The 24,029-nt window shown below is 54.9% G+C and carries 20 protein-coding genes; 10 read left to right on the top strand and 10 right to left on the bottom strand.

Translation table 11 applies throughout. From position 1 onward, the window contains the following. The 3 genes from pqiA to rlmKL are packed head-to-tail and all read right to left on the bottom strand — an operon-like array spanning position 1 to position 5,296. Complete coding sequence (gene pqiA / locus O1721_RS11945) at positions 1–1,254, bottom strand: membrane integrity-associated transporter subunit PqiA (RefSeq protein ID WP_032647910.1); 1,254 nt, start codon at positions 1,252–1,254, stop codon at positions 1–3. Between the two features lie 13 nt (positions 1,255–1,267). Then, on the bottom strand, positions 1,268–3,175 hold the full coding sequence (locus O1721_RS11940) for an ABC transporter ATP-binding protein (protein ID WP_032647908.1): 1,908 nt from the start codon (positions 3,173–3,175) through the stop codon (positions 1,268–1,270). Between the two features lie 12 nt (positions 3,176–3,187). Further along, the gene (gene rlmKL, locus O1721_RS11935) at positions 3,188–5,296 is read right to left on the bottom strand and encodes a bifunctional 23S rRNA (guanine(2069)-N(7))-methyltransferase RlmK/23S rRNA (guanine(2445)-N(2))-methyltransferase RlmL (protein WP_032650003.1); all 2,109 of its coding nucleotides are present in this window, start codon (positions 5,294–5,296) and stop codon (positions 3,188–3,190) included. 98 nt (positions 5,297–5,394) lie between these two features. On the opposite strand from rlmKL, the gene O1721_RS11930 reads away from it, so the two are divergent. Beyond that, entirely contained in the window at positions 5,395–6,504 is a 1,110-nt protein-coding gene (locus O1721_RS11930) for a YcbX family protein (protein ID WP_032668748.1), read from the top strand. Here O1721_RS11930 and zapC read toward each other — a convergent pair. Together zapC and pyrD are read right to left on the bottom strand one after the other, a co-directional pair. Then, positions 6,501–7,043 carry a cell division protein ZapC gene (gene zapC, locus O1721_RS11925; RefSeq protein WP_015570906.1) on the bottom strand — a complete coding sequence of 181 codons (543 nt, stop codon included), beginning with the start codon at positions 7,041–7,043 and terminating at the stop codon, positions 6,501–6,503. The two genes, O1721_RS11930 and zapC, sit on opposite strands and share 4 nt — an antisense overlap. A 166-nt stretch (positions 7,044–7,209) precedes the next feature. Next, positions 7,210–8,220: a quinone-dependent dihydroorotate dehydrogenase gene (gene pyrD, locus O1721_RS11920; protein ID WP_015570907.1), complete on the bottom strand. Its 1,011-nt coding sequence runs from the start codon at positions 8,218–8,220 to the stop codon at positions 7,210–7,212. A gap of 249 nt (positions 8,221–8,469) precedes the next feature. Between pyrD and ssuE the strand changes: the two genes are divergently transcribed. The 5 genes from ssuE to ssuB are packed head-to-tail and all read left to right on the top strand — an operon-like array spanning position 8,470 to position 12,710. Continuing rightward, the gene (gene ssuE, locus O1721_RS11915) at positions 8,470–9,045 is read left to right on the top strand and encodes an NADPH-dependent FMN reductase (RefSeq protein ID WP_003858180.1); all 576 of its coding nucleotides are present in this window, start codon (positions 8,470–8,472) and stop codon (positions 9,043–9,045) included. Beyond that, positions 9,038–10,000 carry a sulfonate ABC transporter substrate-binding protein gene (locus O1721_RS11910; RefSeq protein WP_032647904.1) on the top strand — a complete coding sequence of 321 codons (963 nt, stop codon included), beginning with the start codon at positions 9,038–9,040 and terminating at the stop codon, positions 9,998–10,000. The genes ssuE and O1721_RS11910 overlap by 8 nt, the downstream gene beginning before the upstream one ends. Continuing rightward, positions 9,997–11,142 (top strand): FMNH2-dependent alkanesulfonate monooxygenase, encoded by a 1,146-nt coding sequence (gene ssuD / locus O1721_RS11905; protein ID WP_017384817.1) that lies wholly within the window; start codon positions 9,997–9,999, stop codon positions 11,140–11,142. The genes O1721_RS11910 and ssuD overlap by 4 nt, the downstream gene beginning before the upstream one ends. 9 nt (positions 11,143–11,151) lie before the next feature. Next, positions 11,152–11,943, top strand: a complete 792-nt coding sequence (ssuC, locus tag O1721_RS11900; RefSeq protein WP_003858185.1) for an aliphatic sulfonate ABC transporter permease SsuC — start codon at positions 11,152–11,154, stop codon at positions 11,941–11,943. Further along, positions 11,940–12,710, top strand: a complete 771-nt coding sequence (gene ssuB, locus O1721_RS11895) for an aliphatic sulfonates ABC transporter ATP-binding protein (RefSeq protein WP_015570909.1) — start codon at positions 11,940–11,942, stop codon at positions 12,708–12,710. Before ssuC ends, ssuB begins: the two co-directional genes overlap by 4 nt. Before the next feature lie 100 nt (positions 12,711–12,810). Here ssuB and pepN read toward each other — a convergent pair whose 3' ends face one another. Continuing rightward, on the bottom strand, positions 12,811–15,423 hold the full coding sequence (gene pepN, locus O1721_RS11890) for an aminopeptidase N (protein ID WP_032608964.1): 2,613 nt from the start codon (positions 15,421–15,423) through the stop codon (positions 12,811–12,813). Between the two features lie 254 nt (positions 15,424–15,677). Between pepN and pncB the strand changes: the two genes are divergently transcribed. Both pncB and asnS read left to right on the top strand, forming a co-directional pair. Beyond that, positions 15,678–16,880 carry a nicotinate phosphoribosyltransferase gene (pncB, locus tag O1721_RS11885; RefSeq protein ID WP_015570954.1) on the top strand — a complete coding sequence of 401 codons (1,203 nt, stop codon included), beginning with the start codon at positions 15,678–15,680 and terminating at the stop codon, positions 16,878–16,880. A 168-nt stretch (positions 16,881–17,048) separates the two neighbouring features. Further along, positions 17,049–18,449, top strand: a complete 1,401-nt coding sequence (gene asnS, locus O1721_RS11880) for an asparagine--tRNA ligase (RefSeq protein WP_015570955.1) — start codon at positions 17,049–17,051, stop codon at positions 18,447–18,449. A 455-nt stretch (positions 18,450–18,904) separates the two neighbouring features. Here the strand turns inward: asnS and O1721_RS11875 are convergent, their stop codons facing one another. Beyond that, positions 18,905–19,132, bottom strand: coding sequence for a hypothetical protein (locus O1721_RS11875; RefSeq protein WP_315941693.1), 228 nt, complete (start codon positions 19,130–19,132; stop codon positions 18,905–18,907). Continuing rightward, positions 19,114–20,094 (bottom strand): IS5-like element ISKpn26 family transposase, encoded by a 981-nt coding sequence (locus tag O1721_RS11870; protein ID WP_016947617.1) that lies wholly within the window; start codon positions 20,092–20,094, stop codon positions 19,114–19,116. The genes O1721_RS11875 and O1721_RS11870 overlap by 19 nt, the downstream gene beginning before the upstream one ends. A gap of 162 nt (positions 20,095–20,256) precedes the next feature. On the opposite strand from O1721_RS11870, the gene ompF reads away from it, so the two are divergent. Both ompF and O1721_RS11860 read left to right on the top strand, forming a co-directional pair. After that, the gene (gene ompF / locus O1721_RS11865; protein ID WP_017384819.1) at positions 20,257–21,315 is read left to right on the top strand and encodes a porin OmpF; all 1,059 of its coding nucleotides are present in this window, start codon (positions 20,257–20,259) and stop codon (positions 21,313–21,315) included. A gap of 184 nt (positions 21,316–21,499) precedes the next feature. Next, positions 21,500–22,690: an amino acid aminotransferase gene (locus O1721_RS11860; protein ID WP_017384820.1), complete on the top strand. Its 1,191-nt coding sequence runs from the start codon at positions 21,500–21,502 to the stop codon at positions 22,688–22,690. Positions 22,691–22,743: 53 nt separating this feature from the next. Here the strand turns inward: O1721_RS11860 and O1721_RS11855 are convergent, their stop codons facing one another. Then, positions 22,744–23,391 (bottom strand): MBL fold metallo-hydrolase, encoded by a 648-nt coding sequence (locus tag O1721_RS11855; protein ID WP_032619969.1) that lies wholly within the window; start codon positions 23,389–23,391, stop codon positions 22,744–22,746. Positions 23,392–23,411: 20 nt separating this feature from the next. After that, complete coding sequence (mepK, locus tag O1721_RS11850; protein WP_003858202.1) at positions 23,412–23,963, bottom strand: peptidoglycan L,D-endopeptidase MepK; 552 nt, start codon at positions 23,961–23,963, stop codon at positions 23,412–23,414. Positions 23,964–24,029 lie beyond the last annotated feature (66 nt).

The following is a 24,029-nucleotide window of genomic DNA, read 5'->3' as shown; positions in this document are numbered from 1 at the left end:
TTACTCTTCCTCATGGCTTGAATCGGGCTCACGATCCCACGATAAACGAGGGTCGAAGGTCATGGCCGCAAACATGGTCATAATGACGACCAACGCAAACATCAGCGCTCCCATAGCGGGATAAATACTCATCAGCCCCCCCATACGCACCAGCGCTGAGAGAACCGCAATCACGAACACGTCAATCATCGACCAGCGGCCAACAAATTCCACGACCTCATAAATCAGATGCATACGCTCGCTGTCTCGCTTACCGTGCCCTTTTGCATCCCAGCAAAGCCAGGCAATGGCAATCATCTTTAAGGTCGGAACCATAATACTGGCGAGGAATATGACGCCTGCCACAGGGTATGACCCCTCGCTCCACAGCAAAATCACCCCGGCCAGTATGGTCGAGGGCATTCTGTCGCCGAGCAGATCGGTGATCATGATCGGCAAGATATTGGCGGGCAGATAGAGCATGACAGAGGTCACTAGCAGCGCCATGGTCCATTGCAGGCTATTTTTACGCCGGACGTGACCTTTTGTTTCACAGCGCGGACACACCTCAACATCCGCAGGCAGCACGGCGGTGCAGCACGAGCAGGAGCGAAGACCCTGACGGATACCCGGTACGCCTGCCTTTACCGTCTGCGAGAACGTCGGCGCCGGGGCAATATCGTCCCAGGCCCAGCGTCGGTCCACACACTGGAATGCGCGCAGTTGCAGCACGCAGTACAGACACCACGGAATAAAGCTGCTGCCAATCCCCACATCACCGTAGGCCATCAGCTTCACGAAGCTGACCAGGATACCCGCGAGAAAAATTTCCGCCATCCCCCAGCTTTTCAGCTGGAACAGGATCCGCGCGAGTTTGATTTTAAGGACAGTGGGCATACTGACGCGGTTGACCAGCAGCAGAATAACGACCAGGCAAAAAGCCGGGACGATCTGCACGAAAAGAAGAAAGAAGGTGCCAAGGCTGGCGTAATCTTCCGAGAACATCACGCCTGGAATTTCCAGTAAATCCACCTGGCTGGTCATCCCGCCCACTTTCATATAGATGAAAGGGAAGAGATTGGAGAGCAGTAACATGAATAAGGCTGCCAGCGCATACGCCGTAGGTCGCTGCCTTGGCGCGTCCCACTCGGTCGTCAGCGTAGCGCCGCAGCGCGGGCAGGCAGCCTTATGTCCGTGACCAAGCTCTGGCAACGCCACGAGCATATCGCATTGCGAGCATAATATATGCCGATCGGCATGGTGCTGGTCACACATAGATTATCCCTGTTTATGCGCCGTTTTTCAGAGACTCAAGGTACTCCCAGCGCTCAAATGCCTCTTCCAGCGCCTGTTCAGCCTGGGAGAGTTCAGCCAATACTTTCTGAGTATAGTCGTGAGGCTGCGTAAAGAATGACGCATCAGCGACCTGAATTTGCAGTGCTTCCAGTGCAGCTTCCAGCTCTTCCAGACGCTGCGGCAGCCCCTCCAGCTCGCGCTGCAAGTTATAACTCATTTTAGCAGGAGACTTTTTGACAGTTTCTGCCTTTGCAACAACAGGTTCAGCGACATTTTTGGTCTTCGCCTGTTTTTGCGCCAGCGACTGCGATTGCTGTCCACGCGCGTCATGATAGCCGCCCACATATTGCCCGATGCGTCCTTCGCCTTCGAAGATCCAGCACTCGGTCACGGTGTTATCGACAAACTGACGATCGTGGCTAACCAGCATCACAGTGCCCTGATAACCATCAATCAACTCTTCCAGCAGTTCCAGCGTTTCGACATCCAGATCGTTAGTCGGTTCATCGAGAATCAATAAGTTACTGGGTTTCAGGAACAGACGCGCCAGCAAAAGACGGTTACGTTCTCCGCCGGACAGCGCGCGCACCGGCGTCATGGCGCGTTTCGGGTGGAACAGGAAGTCCTGAAGGTAGCCCAGCACGTGACGCGGCTTGCCGTTAACCATGACCTCCTGTTTGCCCTCAGCGAGGTTATCCATCACCGTACGGTCTGGATCCAGCTCGGCGCGGTGCTGGTCAAAGTACGCCACTTCCAGTTTGGTCCCGCAGTGGATACGACCGCTGTCGGCCTGGAGCTGGCCGAGCATCAGTTTCAGCAGCGTGGTTTTACCGCACCCGTTCGGGCCGATCAGCGCAATTTTGTCGCCGCGCTGAACCTGAGCGGAGAAATCGTTCACCAGCACTTTGCCGTCAACCGAATAATTCACGTTCTCCATTTCGAAGACAATCTTGCCCGAGCGGGACGCCTCTTCCACCTGCATTTTCGCGCTACCCATGACTTCACGGCGTTCGCTACGTTCGCGGCGCATCGCCTTCAGGGCGCGAACGCGGCCTTCGTTACGGGTACGACGCGCTTTAATGCCCTGACGGATCCAGACCTCTTCCTGCGCCAGCTTGCGGTCGAACTCGGCGTTTTGCAGCTCTTCCACGCGCAGGTTTTCTTCTTTCTCCAGCAGATAGGTATCGTAATCGCCCGGATAGGTCACCAGCTTGCCGCGATCGAGATCGACAATGCGCGTGGCCATGTTGCGGATGAACGAACGGTCGTGGGAGATGAAGATAATGGTGCCGTTAAAGGTTTTCAGGAACCCTTCCAGCCAGTCAATCGCTTCGATATCCAGGTGGTTCGTCGGTTCGTCCAGCAGCAGCACCTTAGGCCCGCTCACCAGGGCACGGCCCAGCGCCGCTTTACGCAGCCAGCCGCCGGAGAGCGCCGACAGCTCCATATCCGCTTCCAGGTCAAGCTGGGCCAGCACTTCGTTAATGCGGTTTTCCAGCTGCCACAGACCGTGGTGATCGAGCATCTCCTGCACTTTTGCCAGCTCGTTGAGATTCTTGTCGCTCGGGTCCGTCATCACCAGATGCGAAATCTCGTGGTAACGCTTGAGGTATTCCGCCTGCTCTGAAATCCCTTCGGCCACAAAATCGTACACGCTGCCGGTGACGTTACGCGGCGGATCCTGTTGCAGACGAGAGACGATCAGATCCTGCTCGTAAACAATACGGCCGTCGTCCAGCCCCTGCTCACGGTTGAGGATCTTCATCAGCGTCGATTTACCTGCGCCGTTACGGCCGACCAGACAGACGCGCTCGTTATCTTCGATATGCAGCTCAGCATTATCGAGAAGCGGTGAGTCGCTAAAAGAGAGCCACGCGCCGTGCATACTAATTAAAGACATTTATTTTTCCTTTCAGACCGCGGAGATCAGCCAGCAGTTGTGGATTTGACGGTTACGGGCAAAGTCCTGGGACAGCGTTTTTTGGCTGATTTCTTGTGCTTTCAGTCCCAGTTCGGCCAGGCCGTCGTGATCCATGCGGAATCCGCGCTTGTTATTCGAGAACATAATGGTGCCGCCTTTACGCAGCAGGCGCTTCAGATCGGTCATCAGACGCAGGTGATCGCGTTGAACGTCAAAGCTATCCTCCATACGCTTGGAGTTAGAGAAGGTCGGCGGATCGATAAAGATCAGGTCAAACTGCTCGTCGGTATCGCGCAGCCAGCCCAGCACGTCGGCCTGTAACAGGCGATGCTGACGACCGGTTAAGCCGTTAAGACGCAGGTTGCGCTCAGCCCACTCCAGATAAGTCCGGGACATATCTACCGTGGTGGTGCTACGCGCGCCGCCAAGTCCCGCATGAACGCTGGCGCTGCCGGTATAGGAGAACAGGTTCAGGAAGTCTTTGCCCTTGCTCATCTGGCCCAACATGCGGCGGGCGATACGGTGATCGAGGAACAGGCCGGTATCAAGGTAGTCGGTCAGGTTAACCCACAGGCGCGCGTTATATTCGCCCACTTCGAGGAAGTCGCCCTTCTCGCCCATCTTCTGATACTGATTTTTGCCTTTCTGACGCTCACGGGTTTTCAGCACCAGCTTGTTAGGCGAAATGCCGAGTACGGCGATGGTGGCCGCGATGACATCCAGCATACGCTGACGCGCTTTTTGCGCATCGATGGTTTTCGGCGGGGCGTATTCCTGAACCACCACCCAGTCCGCATAGCGGTCAACCGCCACGTTGTACTCGGGCAGGTCAGCGTCGTACAGGCGATAACATTCGATGCCTTCCTGCTTTGCCCACTTCTCGAATTTCTTCAGGTTTTTGCGCAGGCGGTTGGCGTAATCTTCCGCCACGCCTGACGGTTTGCTGTCCGCCGCTACCTCTGCCAGATGGTAGTTCTTCTGCACGCAGTCCAGCGGGCCGTTTTTCGCTTTGAACTGGCGATCGGCACGCAATTGAAGGCAGCTCAGCAGCTCCGGCGAGGCGCTAAAGAGAGAGAGGTTCCAGCCGCCGAAATGCGCTTTCATGTTACGCCCCAGCAGGCTGTGCAGCGCAATCAGCGCTGGCTCGCTGTCCAGACGTTCGCCGTACGGCGGGTTGCTGATCACCGTACCGTACGGGCCTTTTGGCAGCGGGTTGGTCAGGTTGGCCACGTCTTTCACCTCGAAGGTGACCAGCTCGCCGATACCGGCGCGACGGGCGTTGCTGCGCGCGCGTTCAATCACACGTGCGTCGCTGTCTGAACCGTAAAAGTGAGAGGTGTATTCCGCCAGCCCCTTACGCGCGCGGGTCTGCGCGTCGTCTTTGACCTCTTTCCAGATAGCTTCATCGTGCTGTGCCCAGCCTTTGAAGCCCCACTGTCCACGATGCAGTCCTGGCGCACGGTCGGTGGCCAGCATCGCGGCTTCAATCAGCAGCGTACCGGAACCACACATCGGATCGAGCAGCGGCGTACCTGGCTGCCATCCGGAGCGCATCACGATAGCGGCAGCCAGCGTTTCTTTGATCGGCGCCATCCCGGTGCGATCGCGATAGCCGCGCAGATGCAGGCCTGCGCCGCTCAAATCCAGGGAAATACTGGCCGTATCGCCGTTCAGCCAGACGTTGATACGCAGATCCGGGTTTTCACGGTCAACGTTCGGACGTTCTTTATTACGACGCGTGAAGCAGTCCACAATGGCATCCTTAACGCGCAGGGCACCGTACTGGCTGTTGCGGATTTCATCGTTGACGCCGTTGAAATGCACCGCAAAGGTGGCGTCCGGGGTGAAGATCTCTGTCCAGTCGATCATCTGTACGCCGGTGTAGAGATCAAGATCGCTGTAGACCTTGCACTCTTTCATCGGCAGCATGATGCGCGACGCCAGACGGCTCCACATCAGGCTCTGGTAAATAAGCCGCGTGTCGCCCTCAAAATGGACACCACCCTGAACCACCCGGCACTCTTTCGCGCCCAGGGCTTCCAGTTCAGTTTTTAACAGCTCTTCCAGCCCACGGGCCGTACTGGCAAACAGAGAATTCATATCGTCACTTTTACTCATAGAAAATTGTCGCGCATTATAGCTAATATGGCGTGTATGTCATAAAGTTGAAGGCTTATTTTCTTTAGCGGGAGTGTGCAGTGGCGACGTTATCCAGGCTTTTTATTCATCCGGTGAAATCCATGCGCGGCATCGGCGTCTCTCACGCGCTGGCCGATATGAGCGGATTCGCCTTCGATCGTATTTTTATGGTCACCGAGCCTGACGGTACGTTTATCACCGCACGTCAGTTCCCGCAGATGGTTCGCTTTACCCCTTCCCCGCTTCATGACGGGCTGCATTTGACCGCGCCAGACGGTTCAAGCGTCGTGATCCGCTTTGCTGATTTTGCGCCGGTTGATGCGCCAACGGAAGTGTGGGGCAACCATTTTACCGCGCGTATCGCGCCGGACAATATTAACCAGTGGCTGAGCGGCTTTTTCTCCCGTGACGTTCAGCTGCGCTGGGTCGGGCCTGCGCTGACCCGTCGCGTGAAGCGCCACGATGCGGTTCCCCTCTCCTTCGCCGATGGTTTTCCCTTCCTGCTGACCAGCGAGGCCTCGCTGCGTGATTTACAAAATCGTTGCAAAGCCAGCGTGCAGATGGAGCAGTTTCGCCCGAATCTGGTGGTGACCGGAGCGGATGCCTGGGATGAAGATACCTGGAAAGTGATCCGCATCGGCAGCGTTATTTTTGATGTCGTGAAGCCGTGCAGCCGCTGTATTTTTACCACCGTCAGCCCGGAGAAAGGCCAGAAACACCCTTCCGGCGAACCGCTGAAAACCTTGCAGTCATTTCGTACCGCGCAGGATAACGGCGATGTCGACTTCGGCCAGAACCTGATCCCCCGCTCCAGCGGCGTGATCCGCGTGGGCGACGAGGTCGAAATTCTCACCCGCGGGCCTGCCAGGGTGTACGGCGCAGGTCAGGAAGAAGAGATGGTTGACGTTGTCACCAACCTCGCTTCCGCTGTGGATATTCACTGGGAAGGCAAAGTTATCCGTGGTAACAATCAGCAGGTGCTACTGGAACAGCTGGAGCAGGCGGGTATCCGCGTACCGTATTCCTGTCGCGCGGGGATTTGCGGATGCTGTCGCATTAAACTGGTCGATGGTGAAGTGAGTGCCCTGAAGAAATCTGCGATTGGCAGTGACGGCACGATCCTGTGCTGTAGCTGTGTACCGAAAACATCCGTGCAGCTGGAAGCTTAAACCGCCTGTTCGAGGCTGAAGGAATCGACGCGCAGCTGTGGCTTCAGCCTGTCATTCATCACTTTGATGGCATCACCTAACTGCATAACTCGCCCGGCAATGGTCACGCCGGGTTGGGCCAGCAAACAGAGCGCAGCGTTTTCACCGGGTTCAACCACCAGCAAATTCACCTCTTCTTCGGTATCGCTCAGATTGACGCTCGCCGCATCGCCGATAGCCGGGGTCCAGCACATGCCGTGGGCGAGAAAATGCCAGCTTTTCGGCATTTGCGGTTTCAGGAAACGGATCGCCACCAGCGCATTTAGTACCAGTTCAGCGCGCTGTTCTTTGGAGAGATCGAACTCGCGGCATTTTTCTTCAAAAGAGAAATAGAGTGCAGCGTCGTCAACGCAAAAGCCTGAGGGAGCAAACGCGTCTGGCGTTAACATTCGGCGCGCAAAACGAGAGCGAAACAACATGCCATTGGCTAAGTCGAGCATCATACGGTCATGCTCGTCACAAAAATACCAGCGCCAGTTATCGTCAGGTTTAATTCGCATGTTTCTCTCCCGTCCCCTAAACGTCCTGTACTAAAAATGTCCTGTTTGCCGCTTCGCTTATAACACTAGTAATAAAAGACTATAATGTTTAAATAAGCAACAATGACGGAATATAAAACAACCAGGGCTGGAAATAAAGCCCTGGTTGTCTGATTAAGAGAAAAGATTAGATATGCGTGACGATTTCTTTAATCAGCGGCGGCCCTTTAAAAATAAAGCCGGAATAAATTTGCACCAGCGATGCACCTGCCGCCATCTTCTCACGTGCAGCGATGACAGAGTCAATGCCACCCACGCCAATAATCGGCAGCTGACCTTTTAATTCTGCGGAGAGTGCGCGAATAATTTCGGTGCTTTTTAATTGTACCGGACGGCCACTTAATCCACCCGCTTCGTCACAGTTTTTCATTCCCTGAACGAGAGAGCGATCGAGTGTTGTATTGGTTGCAATCACACCATCAATATTATGGCGAACTAAACTGTCGGCAACCTGGATCAATTCTTCTGCCGAAAGATCCGGGGCGATCTTAACCGCGACCGGAACATATTTATGGTGGATCGCCTGTAGCGCCGTTTGTTTATTTTTAATGGCGCTAAGAAGATCGTCGAGCGCTTCGCCATATTGTAATGAACGCAGCCCTGGGGTGTTAGGCGAAGATATATTCACCGCAATATAACCGGCATAGGCATAGACTTTTTCCATACAAATCAGATAGTCATCTTTACCCTGCTCGACCGGCGTGTCTTTATTTTTGCCAATATTAATACCCAGCACGCCATCAAAATGGGCTTTCTTAACGTTCTCAACCAGATGATCGACGCCAAGGTTATTAAAGCCCATGCGGTTGATCAGCCCCTCGGCTTCAACCAGGCGAAACAGACGTGGCTTGTCATTTCCCGGCTGCGGACGCGGCGTCACCGTCCCGATTTCGATCGAGCCAAAGCCCATCGCACCGAGTGCATCAATGCATTCGCCATTTTTGTCCAGACCGGCCGCCAGGCCCAGTGGATTTTTGAAAGTCAGGCCCATGCACTGAACTGGTTTTTCCGGCACGTTTTGACGCACCAGCGCGGCCAGAGGCGTTCCTGTAATACGGCGTAACTGCTGAAATGTAAATTCATGAGCGCGCTCAGGATCGAGCTGGAAAAGGGCTTTACGAACGAAGGGGTAGTACATGAACTCTCCTGGATTCCCGGTGTGCAAACCGGGAGGGGATTATGTGCGATCCCGCCCGGAAAGGGAATTGACCTGTGGCAAAAAAAACCACGTAAAACGCAATCGTTTACTTATTGGTTCGCTTCTTATGCATTTTTCTGCATTCATCCTGAGGATAAATCATTTAGTGGAATAACCACGCAATGTCACACTCCTGAAAATTGTTATGAATGTTAGATAAAAGCAAACAATTAGTTATAAGGAGCAACCATGCGCGTCATTACCCTGGCCGGAAGCCCCCGCTTCCCCTCTCGCTCCAGCGCACTGCTGGAATACGCTCGCGAAAAGCTTAATGCTCTGGATGTCGAAGTGTGTCACTGGAATTTGCACAATTTCGCGCCTGAAGATCTGCTCTACGCCCGTTTCGACAGCCCGGCGCTGAAAACCCTGATCGAACAACTTAAGAGTGCTGACGGGCTGGTCGTCGCGACACCGATTTATAAAGCCTCTTTTTCCGGCGCACTGAAAACGCTGCTCGATCTGCTGCCCGAACGCGCGCTGGACGGTAAGGTCGTCCTGCCGCTGGCCACAGGCGGTACGGTAGCTCATTTACTGGCGGTGGATTATGCCCTCAAGCCGGTTCTGAACGCGCTGAAAGCGCAGGAGATCCTGCATGGCGTCTTCGCTGACGACTCACAGGTAATCGACTACCAGCATAAACCCCATTTCACGCCGAATCTGCAAACCCGCCTCGACAGTGCGCTCGAAACCTTCTGGCACGCCCTGAACCGTCGGGATCGCCACGCGGCAGCATTTCATCAATCACAAGGAGTGGCGCATGTTTAAAACAGTTACCCGTATCGGGCTGGCAGGTCTGCTGGCAGTGGCGTCGCTGGCTCAGGCGGCGGAGAAAGCGCCGGAGAGCCTGCGTATCGGTTATCAGAAAGGCAGCGTCAGCATGGTGTTGGCGAAAAGCCATGCGTTGCTTGAGAAGCGTTTCCCGGAGACCAAATTCTCATGGGTCGAGTTCCCTGCCGGACCACAGATGCTGGAGGCGCTGAACGTCGGGAGTATTGATTTAGGCAGCACCGGCGATATCCCGCCGATCTTTGCGCAGGCTGCCGGGGCGGATCTGGTTTACGTTGGCGTTGAGCCCGCCAAGCCGAAGGCAGAGGTTATTTTGGTGCCGGAAAACAGCGAGATCAAAAGCGTCGCCGACCTCAAAGGCCATAAGGTTGCTTTCCAGAAAGGTTCAAGCTCGCACAACCTGCTGCTGCGCGCGTTGCAGGAGGCCGGCCTTAAATTCACCGATATCCAGCCCGTTTACCTGACGCCTGCCGATGCGCGCGCGGCGTTTCAGCAAAAAAATGTTGATGCCTGGGCTATCTGGGATCCGTACTACTCCGCCGCACTGTTGCAGGGCGGTGTGCGGGTGCTGAAAGACGGCACCACCCTGAAGCAGACCGGTTCGTTCTACCTGGCGGCACGTCCTTACGCTGAGAAAAATGGCGCATTTATTCAGCAGGTGCTGGATACCTTCTCTCAGGCCGATGCGCTGACCCAAAGCCAGCGTCAGCAGAGCATCACGCTGCTGGCAAAAACCATGGGCCTGCCTGAACCGGTGATCGCCACTTATCTTGACCACCGTCCTCCCACCACCATAGCACCGGTTGACGCCCACATTGCCGCTCTCCAGCAGCAAACGGCAGACCTCTTTTATCAAAACCGCCTGGTTCCAAAGCAGGTGAATATTCGCGAACGCATCTGGCAACCCGCTGGCATTGAAGGAAAAAAATCATGAGTCTGAATCTTTTCTGGTTTTTACCCACCCACGGTGATGGACACTATCTTGGCACAGAAGAAGGTGCACGCCCGGTCGATCACGGCTATCTACAGCAGATCGCCCAGGCGGCAGACCGCATCGGTTTTACCGGGGTACTGATCCCGACGGGCCGCTCGTGTGAGGATGCGTGGCTGGTTGCCGCGTCAATGATCCCCGTCACCCAGCGCCTGAAATTCCTGGTAGCCTTGCGCCCGAGCGTGGTGTCGCCAACCGTCGCGGCGCGTCAGGCGGCAACGCTGGACAGGCTTTCCAACGGCCGTGCGCTGTTCAACCTGGTGACGGGCAGCGATCCGCAGGAGCTGGCGGGCGATGGCGTCTTCCTCGATCATACCGAGCGCTATGAAGCCTCCGCAGAGTTCACCCGCGTCTGGCGACGTCTGCTGGAAGGGGAAACCGTCACCTTCGAAGGGAAACATATCCACGTTCGCGATGCGCAGCTCTACTTCCCGCCGGTACAGCAGCCGCGCCCTCCCCTCTATTTCGGCGGATCGTCGGACGTGGCGCAGGAGCTGGCGGCTGAGCAGGTCGATCTCTATCTGACCTGGGGCGAGCCACCGGAGCTGGTGAAAGAGAAAATTGCTCAGGTACGCGCTAAAGCCGCAGAACATGGCCGTACGGTACGCTTTGGTATTCGCCTGCACGTGATCGTACGTGAAACCAACGACGAGGCCTGGCAAGCCGCCGACCGTCTGATCGCTCATCTGGACGACGACACTATCGCTAAAGCACAGGCGGCGTTTGCCAAAACCGACTCCGTGGGCCAGCATCGGATGGCTTCCCTGCACAACGGCAAGCGTGAAAATCTTGAGATCAGCCCGAACCTGTGGGCCGGGGTAGGTCTGGTGCGCGGCGGCGCCGGCACGGCACTGGTCGGCGACGGTCCAACCGTAGCGGCACGCATTAATGAATACGCGGCGCTGGGGATCGACAGCTTTATCCTGTCTGGCTACCCACATCTGGAGGAGGCGTACAAGGTGGGTGAACTGCTGTTCCCGCATCTGGATGTCGCTATCCCGGAAATTCCGCAGCCACGTCAGCTTCAGTTGCAGGGCGAAGCCGTGGCGAACGCGTTTATCCCGAGAAAAGTCGCGCAAAGCTAAGGAGCCACCATGTCTGCAACCGCACAAAAATGGCTGCTGCGCGCCGCGCCGTGGTTTCTGCCCGTCGGCATTGTCCTCGTCTGGCAACTGGCGTCTTCAACTGGCTGGCTGTCGAGCCGCATTTTGCCCTCTCCGGAGGGCGTTGTGGAAGCGTTCTGGTCGCTAAGCGCCAGCGGTGAGCTGTGGCAACATCTTGCCATCAGCTCCTGGCGCGCGGTAATTGGCTTTTCGATTGGCGGAAGCATCGGCCTGACGCTGGGGCTGATCAGCGGCCTGTCACGCTGGGGTGAGCGGCTGCTGGATACCTCCGTTCAGATGCTGCGCAACGTGCCGCATCTGGCGCTTATTCCGCTGGTTATCCTGTGGTTTGGCATTGATGAGAGCGCCAAAATTTTCCTCGTGGCGCTGGGAACGTTATTCCCGATTTATATCAATACCTGGCATGGGATCCGTAATATCGATCGCGGTCTGGTGGAGATGGCCCGCAGCTATGGCCTGTCAGGTTTTGCCCTGTTTACCCATGTGATCCTGCCGGGCGCCCTGCCCTCCATTATGGTTGGGGTGCGTTTTGCGCTCGGCCTGATGTGGCTAACCCTGATCGTGGCGGAAACCATTTCGGCTAACTCCGGCATTGGTTATCTGGCGATGAACGCCCGCGAGTTCCTGCAAACGGACGTGGTGGTGGTTGCCATTATCCTTTATGCCCTGCTCGGCAAACTTGCGGACGTCAGCGCCCAGTGGCTGGAACGTAGCTGGCTGCGCTGGAACCCGGCCTACACCGCTCAGGAGGCGAAAGCATGAATACTGCACGACTGAACCAGGGAACACCGTTACTGCTGAACGGCGTGACCAAACGCTACGGCGACAACACCATTCTGAATGCACTGGATCTGCATATTCCTGCCGGACAGTTTGTGGCCGTTGTCGGCCGCAGCGGTGGCGGCAAGAGTACCCTGCTGCGTCTTTTAGCCGGGCTGGAAGCGCCAAACAGCGGTGACATTCTGGCAGGCACTACGCCGCTGGCCACGATTCAGGATGATACGCGCATGATGTTTCAGGACGCGCGTCTGCTGCCGTGGAAAACGGTGATGGATAACGTCGGGCTGGGTCTGAAGGGCAGCTGGCGGGAGGACGCCCGGCAGGCACTCGCTGCGGTAGGGCTGGAGAATCGCGCGGGAGAGTGGCCTGCGGCCCTGTCGGGTGGACAAAAGCAGCGCGTAGCGCTGGCTCGCGCGCTGATTCACCGTCCCGGCCTGTTGCTGCTTGATGAACCGCTCGGCGCGCTTGATGCCCTGACGCGGATCGAGATGCAGGATCTGATTGAAACCCTCTGGCAGACGCACGGCTTTACGGTACTGCTGGTGACGCATGATGTCAGTGAAGCCGTGGCAATGGCAGACAGGGTGCTGTTAATAGAAGAAGGTAAAATTGGTCTGGATCTGACGGTAGATATTCCACGTCCTCGCCGCGTGGGATCAGCCCGACTGGCGGAGCTGGAAGCCGAAGTGCTGGATCGGGTGATGAAACGTGGGGAAGCGGAGATTCAGCGGATAAAGGCTAATGCCTGATGCCCTCACCCCGGCCCTCTCCCACTGGGAGAGGGAGAAAACCGATGCCCCGCGACCCCACGTAGGCCCGGTAAGCGTAGCGCCACCGGGCTTTTTTACATCAGGCCAGCGCCTTAGCAATCTTCTCGTACAGATCGCCAGACAGATTTTCCAGCCCTTTCAGCTGCTCAAGCGCGGCGCGCATTTTCGCCTGACGCTGCGCATCGTAACGTTTCAGGCGGATCAGCGGCTCAATCAGACGAGACGCCACCTGCGGGTTACGGCTGTTCAGCTCGGTCAGCATTTCAACCATGAACTGATAACCGCTGCCGTCTTCGGCATGGAACGCGGCCGGGTTGCTGCTGGCGAAGGCACCAATCAGAGAGCGGACGCGGTTCGGGTTGCTCATGGTGAACGAACGGTGCTTCAGCAGGCTGCGTACTTTGCTGAGTACATCGGCTGCCGGGCTGGTGGCCTGAAGGATGAACCACTTGTCCATCACCAGACCATCCTGATACCACTTGTCGTCGTACTCCTGCATCAGCGCATCGCGGCACGGCAGCTCGGCGGCAACGCTTGCGGCCAGCGCGGCCAGGGCATCCGTCATGTTATCGGCTTCGTGGTACTGCTTGCTGACCAGCGTGTTCGCCAGCTCTGCCTCACCAAACGCCAGATAGCGCAGGCAGGTATTGCGCAGGGAACGTTTACCGATATCCGCATGTTCCACCCGATACGCGTCCAGCTTGTTGGCGTTGTAAATGGCGAGGAACTCATCTGCCAGTTCGGTCGCCAGCGTGCGGGTCAGCGCTTCACGCACGGCGACGATGGCAATCGGGTCGATGATGTCAAACAGCTCGGCGATTTCAGTCGCAGAAGGCAGCGTCAAAATTTCAGCCGCCAGCGCCGGGTCAATGTTCTCATCCAGCAGGATGGCACGGAACGCGTCTGCCACATGAACCGGCAACGTCAGCGGCTGGCCCTGCTGGTAACGGTTGACGTTCAGCTTGATGTAGGTCGCCAGCAGGCTTTGTGCCGCATCCCAGCGCGAGAAATCGTTGCGCGCGTGACGCATCAGGAACGTCAGCTGCTGATCGCTCCACTTATATTCGAGTTTCACCGGCGCGGAGAATTCGCACAGCAGGGCAGGAACGGGCTGGAAATAGACGTTATCGAAGATAAAGGTCTGCTCTGCCTGGGTCACGTTCAGCACGTTATGCACCGGGTGGCCGCCCTTCTGTAACGGGATCACGTTGCCTTCGTTGTCGTACAGCTCAACGCTGAATGGAATGTGCAGCGGATGTTTCTCTTCCTGCTCGGCCGTTGGCGGCGTGCGCTGGCTGATGGTCAGCGTGTACTGCTCGGTTTCCGGGTTGTAGTCGTCTTTGACCGTCACAATCGGCGTACCGGCCTGGCTGTACCAGCGGCGGAAATGAGACAGATCGACGTTAGAGGCGTCTTCCATCGCCTGAACAAAATCGTCGCAGGTGGCCGCACTGCCGTCGTGGCGTTCGAAGTAAAGCTGCATCCCTTTCTGGAAATTCTCTTCACCCAGCAGGGTGTGGATCATACGGATAATTTCAGCGCCTTTTTCATACACCGTCAGGGTGTAGAAGTTATTCATCTCAATGACTTTATCCGGGCGGATCGGGTGCGCCATTGGGCTAGCATCTTCTGCAAATTGCAGACCACGCATGGTGCGCACGTTGTTGATGCGGTTTACCGCCCGCGATCCCAGATCGGAGCTGAACTCCTGATCGCGGAAGACGGTTAAGCCCTCTTTCAGGCTCAGCTGGAACCAGTCGCGGCAGGTGACGCGGTTCCCGGTCCAGTTATGGAAATATTCGTGGCCGATAACGCGTTCGATATCGAGGTAATCTTTATCCGTGGCGGTATCGGTACGCGCCAGCACGTATTTAGAGTTAAAGATGTTAAGACCTTTATTCTCCATCGCGCCCATGTTGAAGAAATCGACCGCAACGATCATATAGATGTCGAGGTCATATTCGAGGCCAAAGCGCGTTTCATCCCACTTCATGGAGTTGATGAGGGAAGTCATTGCCCACGGTGCGCGGTCAAGGTTGCCACGGTCCACGAACAGCTCCAGCGCGACTTCACGGCCAGAGCGCGTTTTAAAGGTGTCGCGCAGGACATCGAAATCTCCCGCCACCAGCGCAAACAGATAGCAGGGTTTCGGGAACGGATCCTGCCACTGTACCCAGTGACGGCCATTCTCCAGTTCCCCTTCACCAATCCGGTTGCCGTTGGAAAGCAGGTACGGGTACAGCGTTTTGTCGGCAATAATTTTGGTGGTAAAGCGCGCCAGGACGTCCGGGCGATCCAGATACCAGGTAATGTGGCGGAAACCTTCGGCTTCACACTGGGTACACAGGGCTACGCCTGACTGGTAAAGTCCTTCCAGCGCGGTATTGGCGGCAGGGCTAATTTCATTCACGATGCGCAGGGTAAAGCGTTCCGGCAGGTTGTCGATGACCAGCTGGTTGCCTTCTTCTTTATAGTCTGACCAGGCTTCATCGTTAATATGCAGGGAAACCAGCGTCAGGTCTTCACCATCCAGACGCAGCGGCACGGCAGTCGCGCTCTGGCGCGTCACCTGGCTTACCGCAGTCACCACGGTTTTTGTGGCATCCAGGTCGAAAGTCAGATCGATATCGCTTATCAGGTATTCCGGCGCACGATAGTCGTGGCGGTATTTAGCTTGTGGCTGTTGTGTCATAGAAAACCTTATGCATCGTTTGTCGAGTAACGATTCAATATATTCCTGTTGTGTAAAACGCGCTATGCAGAATGTTCATCTTTTCAGGCACAACGCCCTTTTTAGCTACATTTTTATAACACGGGGCACGAAATGCTCTCGACCATAAAGTGTGCTTATGTTGTGATCGGGGTTCAATAAATCACTAAACAGGGTATACTCCGGAGTTGTTTATTGTACTAAACGCTCCCGTGAGAGGATGCTACAGCGCACCTATGACTCAATTCGCTTCTCCGGTTCTGCATACGTTGCTGGATACCGACGCGTACAAGCTGCATATGCAGCAAGCCGTGTTTCACCACTATCATGATGTCCATGTTGCGGCGGAATTTCGCTGCCGGGGTGACGACTTGCTGGGTATCTACGCAGATTCCATTCGTGAACAGGTCGAGGCCATGCAGCATCTGGCGCTCACCGATGACGAATATCAGTGGCTTTCAGGCCTGCCTTTCTTTAAAGCGGATTATCTGAACTGGCTGCGTGAGTTCCGCTATAACCCGGAACAGGTCACCGTCACCAATGATAACGGCAAGCTGGACATTCGTCTGACCGGCCCGTGGCGCGAGGTGATCATGTGGGAAGTGCCGCTTCTGGCCGTGATCAGCGAGCTGGCCCACCGCTATCGCTCCCCTGAAACCGGTGTGACGCAGGCGGTTGCCGCTCTGGAGAATAAACTCGTTGAGTTTTCCAGACTGACCGAAGGGCTGGATATGTCCCGATTCCGTCTGATGGACTTTGGCACGCGCCGCCGCTTCTCTCGCGAGGTTCAGGAAGCCATTGTCAGACGTCTGCAACAGGAGCCGTGGTTCGTTGGCACCAGTAACTACGATCTGGCACGTCGCCTTGATTTAACGCCTATGGGCACCCAGGCGCACGAATGGTTCCAGGCGCACCAGCAGATCAGCCCTGACCTTGCCAACAGCCAGCGCGCCGCCCTCGCCGCGTGGCTAGAGGAATACCCGGATCGGCTGGGTATTGCCCTTACCGACTGCATTACCATGGACGCGTTCCTGCGCGACTTTGGCCCTGAGTTTGCCGAACGCTACCAGGGTTTGCGCCATGATTCCGGGGACCCGGTTGAATGGGGTGAGAAAGCCATCGCCCATTACGAAAAACTGGGCATCGACCCCATGAGTAAGGTGCTGGTCTTCTCCGATAACCTTGACCTGGCGAAAGCCGTCGACCTTTATCGCCATTTCTCATCGCGGGTGAACCTGAGTTTCGGGATTGGTACGCGGTTAACCTGTGATATTCCTCAGGTGAAACCGCTGAACATCGTCATAAAACTGGTGGAATGTAACGGTAAGCCGGTCGCGAAGCTCTCCGACAGTCCGGGCAAAACCATCTGCCATGACAAAGCGTTTGTCCGCGCATTACGTAAAGCCTTCGATCTGCCTCAGGTTAAAAAAGCCAGCTAACGGCTTCGGGGGAGCCTTCATGGCTCCCCTTCTCTTATTAATTTCTTATTTCTTCTCTTAAGACGGTGAAATTTACTTGTCTGATAGCGGATGGCAGGTAACATAGATATCCCCCCTATAAGGGCGGACAAGTGTTTATTTTTTCCGACTATTAACAGAGAGAATATTATGAGCGTTGTGCCTGTAGCCGACGTACTCCAGGGCCGTGTCGCCGTTGACCAGGAGGTCACCGTGCGCGGATGGGTGCGTACTCGCCGAGATTCTAAAGCTGGCATCTCCTTCCTCGCCGTCTATGACGGTTCCTGCTTTGATCCTGTACAGGCCGTCATTAATAATTCTCTGCCCAATTACAATGATGACGTTCTGCACCTGACAACCGGCTGTTCCGTGATCGTCACCGGTGTTGTGGTGGCCTCTCCGGGCCAGGGTCAGAGCTACGAAATTCAGGCGACCTCGGTGGAAGTGACCGGCTGGGTTGAAGATCCTGACACCTACCCGATGGCTGCAAAGCGTCACAGCATCGAATATCTGCGTGAAGTCGCGCACCTGCGTCCGCGCACCAACCTGATTGGTGCGGTTGCCCGCGTGCGTCATACGCTGGCGCAGGCGCTGCATCGTTTCTTTGACGAGCAGGGTTACTTCTGGGTTTCTACTCCGCTGATCACGGCTTCCGATACCGAAGGCGCAGGTGAAATGTTCCGCGTTTCAACGCTGGATATGGAAAATCTGCCGCGTACGCCGGAAGGTAAAGTCGATTACGACAAAGACTTCTTTGGTAAAGAAGCCTTCCTGACGGTTTCCGGCCAGCTCAACGGTGAAACCTACGCCTGTGCGCTGTCTAAGATCTATACCTTCGGCCCAACCTTCCGTGCGGAAAACTCCAACACCAGCCGTCACCTGGCGGAATTCTGGATGCTGGAGCCGGAAGTGGCCTTTGCCGATCTGAATGACGCGGCAGCCCTGGCAGAAGCGATGCTGAAATACGTGTTTAAAGCCGTTCTCGAGGAGCGCGCAGACGACATGAAATTCTTCGCTGAGCGTGTCGATAACGACGCCATCGCCCGTCTTGAGCGCTTCGTCTCCGCAGACTTCGCGCAGGTGGATTACACCGACGCGGTCGCAATCCTGGAAAAATGCGGTGAGAAATTCGAAAACCCGGTTTACTGGGGCGTGGATCTCTCCTCCGAGCACGAACGTTATCTGGCAGAGAAGCACTTTAAAGCACCGGTTGTGGTGAAAAACTATCCGAAAGACATTAAGGCGTTCTATATGCGCCTTAACGAAGACGGTAAAACCGTTGCCGCGATGGATGTCCTCGCGCCGGGCATCGGTGAGATCATCGGTGGCTCCCAGCGTGAAGAGCGCCTGGATGTGCTGGACGCGCGTATGCAGGAGATGGGCCTGAACCCGGCGGACTACAGCTGGTATCGCGATCTCCGTCGCTACGGCACCGTTCCACACTCCGGCTTTGGCCTGGGCTTCGAACGTCTGATTGCTTACGTAACAGGTGTTCAGAACGTACGTGATGTGATTCCGTTCCCACGCACACCGCGTAACGCAAGTTTCTAACCGACCAAATCATTAATGGCCAGCAAATGCTGGCCATTATTTTATCCTGCAATGTCAGTTTTCGTCAGTCAGAAGTAAGCGTCTTTAAACCACAACCCCGCTATTACCTCTACCTGTTACGTTTTGTTTCCACGAAATATCCTGAGACAAAAAAAATAACCCCATTCTTATTGCGCTTAAAACAATTCTTACGCATTAGCATAAAAAACAACCAATTTCACAGCCGTCTGGATGGCTTTTGTCGATCATAAGAAAAAATGAGCCGTTTAACTTCTGTTTATACGAAAGGCCTTTAGCTAAATTAAACATAAGGAAATCATATATATAAGAATAAAGCGGATGTTTAATTCGCCAGGTGGCACTGAAATTTGAGGTGCTTCACAAAGTTCCCAAAAATACATATTTAGTTACATATATTTTCTTTTGGTAACTGAATCTTGAAGATTGTAGCACTTTCAGTGTAGCGAAACGGTTCTATGAATGGAAAGATGCCTGTCAGACACATAAAGACACCTAAGGAAGGTGCGAATAAGCAGGTCATTTCTTCCCAAGCTGACTCGCTGATTAAAATTTCGCGGATCTGGGCCGATTTTTTTCCCGCAAACACATCGAATCAGCCTATTTAGGCTATTTTTTCCACCATTTCTGGCGTTATTTCCGGTTTTTACTGAGATCTCTCCCACTGACGTATCATTTGGTCCACCCGAAACAGGTTGGCCAGGGTGAATAACATCGCCAGTTGGTTATCGTTTTTCAGCAGCCCCTTGTATCTGGCTTTCACGAAGCCGAACTGCCGCTTGATGATGCGAAACGGGTGCTCCACCCTGGCACGGATGCTGGCTTTCATGTATTCGATGTTGATGGCCGTTTTGTTCTTGCGCGGATGCTGCTTCAAGGTTTTTACCCTGCCGGGACGCTCGGCGATCAGCCAGTCCACATCCACCTCGGCCAGCTCCTCGCGCTGTGGCGCTCCTTGGTAGCCGGCATCGGCTGAGACAAATTGCTCCTCTCCATGAAGCAGATTACCCAGCTGATTGAGGTCATGCTCGTTGGCCGCGGTGGTGACCAGGCTGTGGGTCAGGCCACTCTTGGCATCGACACCAATGTGGGCCTTCATGCCAAAGTGCCACTGATTGCCTTTCTTGGTCTGATGCATCTCCGGATCGCGTTGCTGCTCATTGTTCTTGGTCGAGCTGGGTGCCTCAATGATGGTGGCATCCACCAAAGTGCCTTGGGTCATCATGACGCCTGCTTCGGCCAGCCAGCGATTGATGGTCTTGAACAATTGACGGGCCAGTTGATGCTGCTCGAGCAGGTGGCGGAAATTCATGATGGTGGTGCGATCCGGCAGGGCGCTATCCAGGGATAATCGGGCAAACAGGCGCATGGAGGCGATTTCGTACAGGGCATCTTCCATGGCACCGTCGCTCAGGTTGTACCAATGCTGCATGCAGTGAATACGCAGCATGGTCTCCAGCGGATAGGGCCGTCGGCCATTGCCCGCCTTGGGATAAAACGGCTCGATGACAGCGGTCATATTCTGCCATGGCAGAATCTGCTCCATGCGGGAGAGGAAAATCTCTTTTCGGGTCTGACGGCGCTTAGTGCTGAATTCACTATCGGCGAAGGTGAGTTGATGGCTCATGATGTCCCTCTGGGATGCGCTCCGGATGAATATGATGATCTCATATCAGGAACTTGTTCGCACCTTCCCTAACTCTCATCAATAGTTCCGGAAATATTTATTGACAGAATTTATTGGCGGCAGTGGCGAGTGTCATAAAAAAACCAATGAGGGTAATAAATAATGATGAAGCGCAATATCCTGGCAGTGGTAGTCCCTGCCCTGCTGGTAGCCGGTGCAGCAAACGCTGCTGAAATCTATAACAAAGACGGCAACAAATTAGATCTTTACGGGAAAGCAGTTGGCCTGCATTACTTCTCTGATTACGCGGGCAACGATGGCGACAACACTTACGCGCGTCTGGGCTTCAAAGGTGAAACTCAGATCAACGATCAGCTGACTGGCTACGGTCAGTGGGAATACAACTTCCAGGGTAACAACTCTGAAGGTGGCGATGCACAGAACGGCAACAAAACCCGTCTGGCATTCGCAGGTCTGAAATTTGGTGACGCAGGCTCCTTCGACTACGGTCGTAACTACGGTCTGGTCTATGACGCAATCGGCATCACCGATATGCTGCCTGAGTTCGGCGGCGACACCGGCGCAAGCGATAACTTCTTCGCAGGCCGTACGGGTGGTCTGGCGACTTACCGTAACAGCAACTTCTTCGGCCTGGTTGACGGTCTGAACTTTGGTGTTCAGTACCTGGGCAAAAATGAACGTGATGACGCAGTACGTTCCAACGGTGACGGCTGGGCAACCTCTCTGAGCTATGATTTCGACGGTTTCGGCATTGTGGGTGCTTATGGTGCAGCTGACCGTACCAACAACCAGCAGACGCTGGAATGGGGTAAAGGTGACAAAGCTGAACAGTGGGCAACCGGCCTGAAATATGACGCGAACAACATCTACCTGGCAGCTATTTATGGCGAAATGCGTAACGCAGCGCGTCTGGGCAGCCGTGGTTTCGCTAACAAGTCTCAGGACTTCTCTGTCGTCGCTCAGTACCAGTTCGACTTCGGTCTGCGTCCATCCATCGCTTACTACAAATCTAAAGCGAAAGACGTAGAAGGTATCGGTGACGAAGACTACATCAACTACATCGACGTTGGTGCGACATACTACTTCAACAAAAACATGTCTACCTATGTTGACTATCAGATCAACCAGCTGAAAGACGACAACAAGCTGGGCATCAACAACGACGATATCGTGGCTCTGGGTCTGGTTTACCAGTTCTAATCAGCACACCTCGTTGTTATATGCTTAATGAACAGGGCTTCGGCCCTGTTTTTTTATTCCTGAGAGAAAATAATAGCGACTTTTGAAAAGCCGCACGCTTTTCGTCGCAAACGGTTGGCATTTTGTAAATCTACCGTTAACCTGATAGCGGATTTCACTTCTGTAATCACAATGGAACTTCGTCATGTTTGAGAACATTACTGCCGCTCCTGCCGACCCAATTCTGGGCCTGGCCGATCTGTTTCGTGCCGACGACCGCCCTGGCAAAATCAACCTGGGTATTGGTGTATATAAAGATGAAACCGGCAAAACTCCGGTACTGACCAGCGTCAAAAAAGCTGAGCAGTATCTGCTGGAAAACGAAACCACCAAAAACTACCTCGGTATTGATGGTATCCCTGAATTTGGTCGCTGCACCCAGGAGCTGCTGTTCGGCAAAGGCAGCACCATTGTGAGCGAAAAACGCGCCCGCACGGCGCAGACCCCAGGCGGTACCGGCGCACTGCGCGTGGCGGCAGATTTCCTGGCGAAAAACACCTCTGTGAAGCGTGTGTGGGTAAGCAATCCAAGCTGGCCGAACCACAAGAGCGTTTTTAATTCTGCGGGTCTGGAAGTGCGTGAATACGCCTACTACGACGCGGCAAACCACGCGCTGGATTTCGACGGTCTGCTGGCCAGCCTGAGCGAAGCCCAGGCGGGCGATGTGGTGCTGTTCCACGGCTGCTGCCATAACCCAACCGGTATCGATCCTACGCTTGAGCAGTGGGAACAGCTGGCTAAGCTGTCCGTTGAAAAAGGCTGGCTGCCGCTGTTCGACTTCGCTTACCAGGGCTTTGCCCGTGGTCTGGAAGAAGATGCAGAAGGTCTGCGCGCATTCGCCGCCGTCCATCAGGAGCTGATTGTCGCAAGCTCCTATTCCAAGAACTTTGGTCTGTATAACGAGCGTGTCGGCGCCTGTACGCTGGTGGCTGCTGACGAAGCAACCGTCGATCGCGCATTCAGCCAGATGAAGTCCGTGATCCGCGCTAACTACTCTAACCCACCGGCACACGGTGCGTCTGTGGTCGCGACGATCCTGAGCAACGATGCGCTGCGCGCAATCTGGGAGCAAGAGCTGAACGATATGCGTCAGCGCATTCAGCGCATGCGTCTGCTGTTTGTGAACACGCTGGCTGAGAAAGGCGCTGACCGTGACTTCAGCTTCATCATCAAGCAGAACGGCATGTTCTCCTTCAGCGGCCTGACCAAAGAGCAGGTGCTGCGCCTGCGTGAAGAGTTTGGCGTGTATGCCGTTGCCTCTGGCCGCGTGAACGTTGCAGGTATGACGCCTGACAACATGGCGCCGCTGTGCGAAGCCATTGTCGCGGTGCTGTAACCTGCACCCATAAAAAAAGCCTGCATCGCGCAGGCTTTTTTATTTTACCGGGTTTACCAGACAGGCATTTCATCCTGAAGGAACGGGTTATGCAACCGCTCATCGCCCAGCGTCGACATCGGTCCGTGTCCAGGGATAAACGTCACATCATCACCTAACGGCAATAACTTCTGCTTAATCGACTGAATCAGCTGACCGTGATCGCCGCGTGGGAAATCACTGCGTCCTACGCCCCCTTTGAAAATCACGTCACCGGAAATCAGCAGGCGCGACACGTCATCAAAGAAGACAATATGGCCGGGCGTATGCCCGGGGCAATGCAACACCTGTAAAGTTACATTCCCTACGTTAACGCGATCGCCTTCGTTCAGCCAGCGGTCCGGTGTCAGTGGCTGACACTCATCCAGACCAAACATACGGCTTTGGGCAGGTAGCCCCTGAAGCCAGAACTCATCTTCTTTTTCCGGGCCGATAATCGGCACACCGTAGTGTTCAGCCAGTTCTGCCGCTGCACCCACATGGTCGAGATGGCCATGGGTGAGTAAAATCTGCATCAGCGTTACACCGCTGGCAGCGACTTCCTGCTTGATTGTCCCGGCGTCTCCACCGGGATCGACAAGCGCGGCCAGTTTAGTTTGTTCACACCAGATCAATGAACAGTTCTGTGAGAACGCGGTAACCGGAATAATACGATAGTTCATACTGCTCCTGTGTTTCGTTATTACCAGTGCCGAACCGGCCCGGTATCAATATGCACAAAGTTGCTACGTGGGTAGTATCCTACACCACCTGCGCGCATAGATAACGCCGCTTTGCGAATATTGGCTAACGAAACGCCTTCAATATGGAAATCCATCGCCTGCCCTTTAGTGTGATAGCTTTTTTTCGCTACCCCACGGCTGTGGGCGCGCAGTTCATTGTTGGTATCCAGAGAGCGATAGCCAGAAATGAGTTGCACCGGCCTTTTGGTCCCCAGCAGTCCCTGCAAGCGGTAAAGCTGATCGAATAATCCAGGGTCGATGGCTTTGATTTTATTCGCGCGGAAATCACGGAAAAAATGGTTGAGTCTTGCTAATTCATCCTGAATATAGCCTCTGCCATCGAAAAATTCCGCTTTAAGCGTCTCACCAGTATGCAGATTGTTGAGCGTTAAAATACGCGGACGAGGTGTCGAGAGGGTGGCAAATGCTGGCGTCGGAAGGATGGCTGCTGCGCCCAGCGCAACGCCACCTAACGCCAGCAATTTGCGGCGATTAGCGTCAAATTTGTCCATGATAATCAGGTCTACAGGTAAAAGAAATTGTCAATATGCTTAGCGCACGAAGGGCACCATAACTGG

The organism is Enterobacter cloacae complex sp. HYC033_NIDB (assembly GCF_056673335.1).
This window is presented reverse-complemented; position numbering and strand designations above follow the sequence as displayed.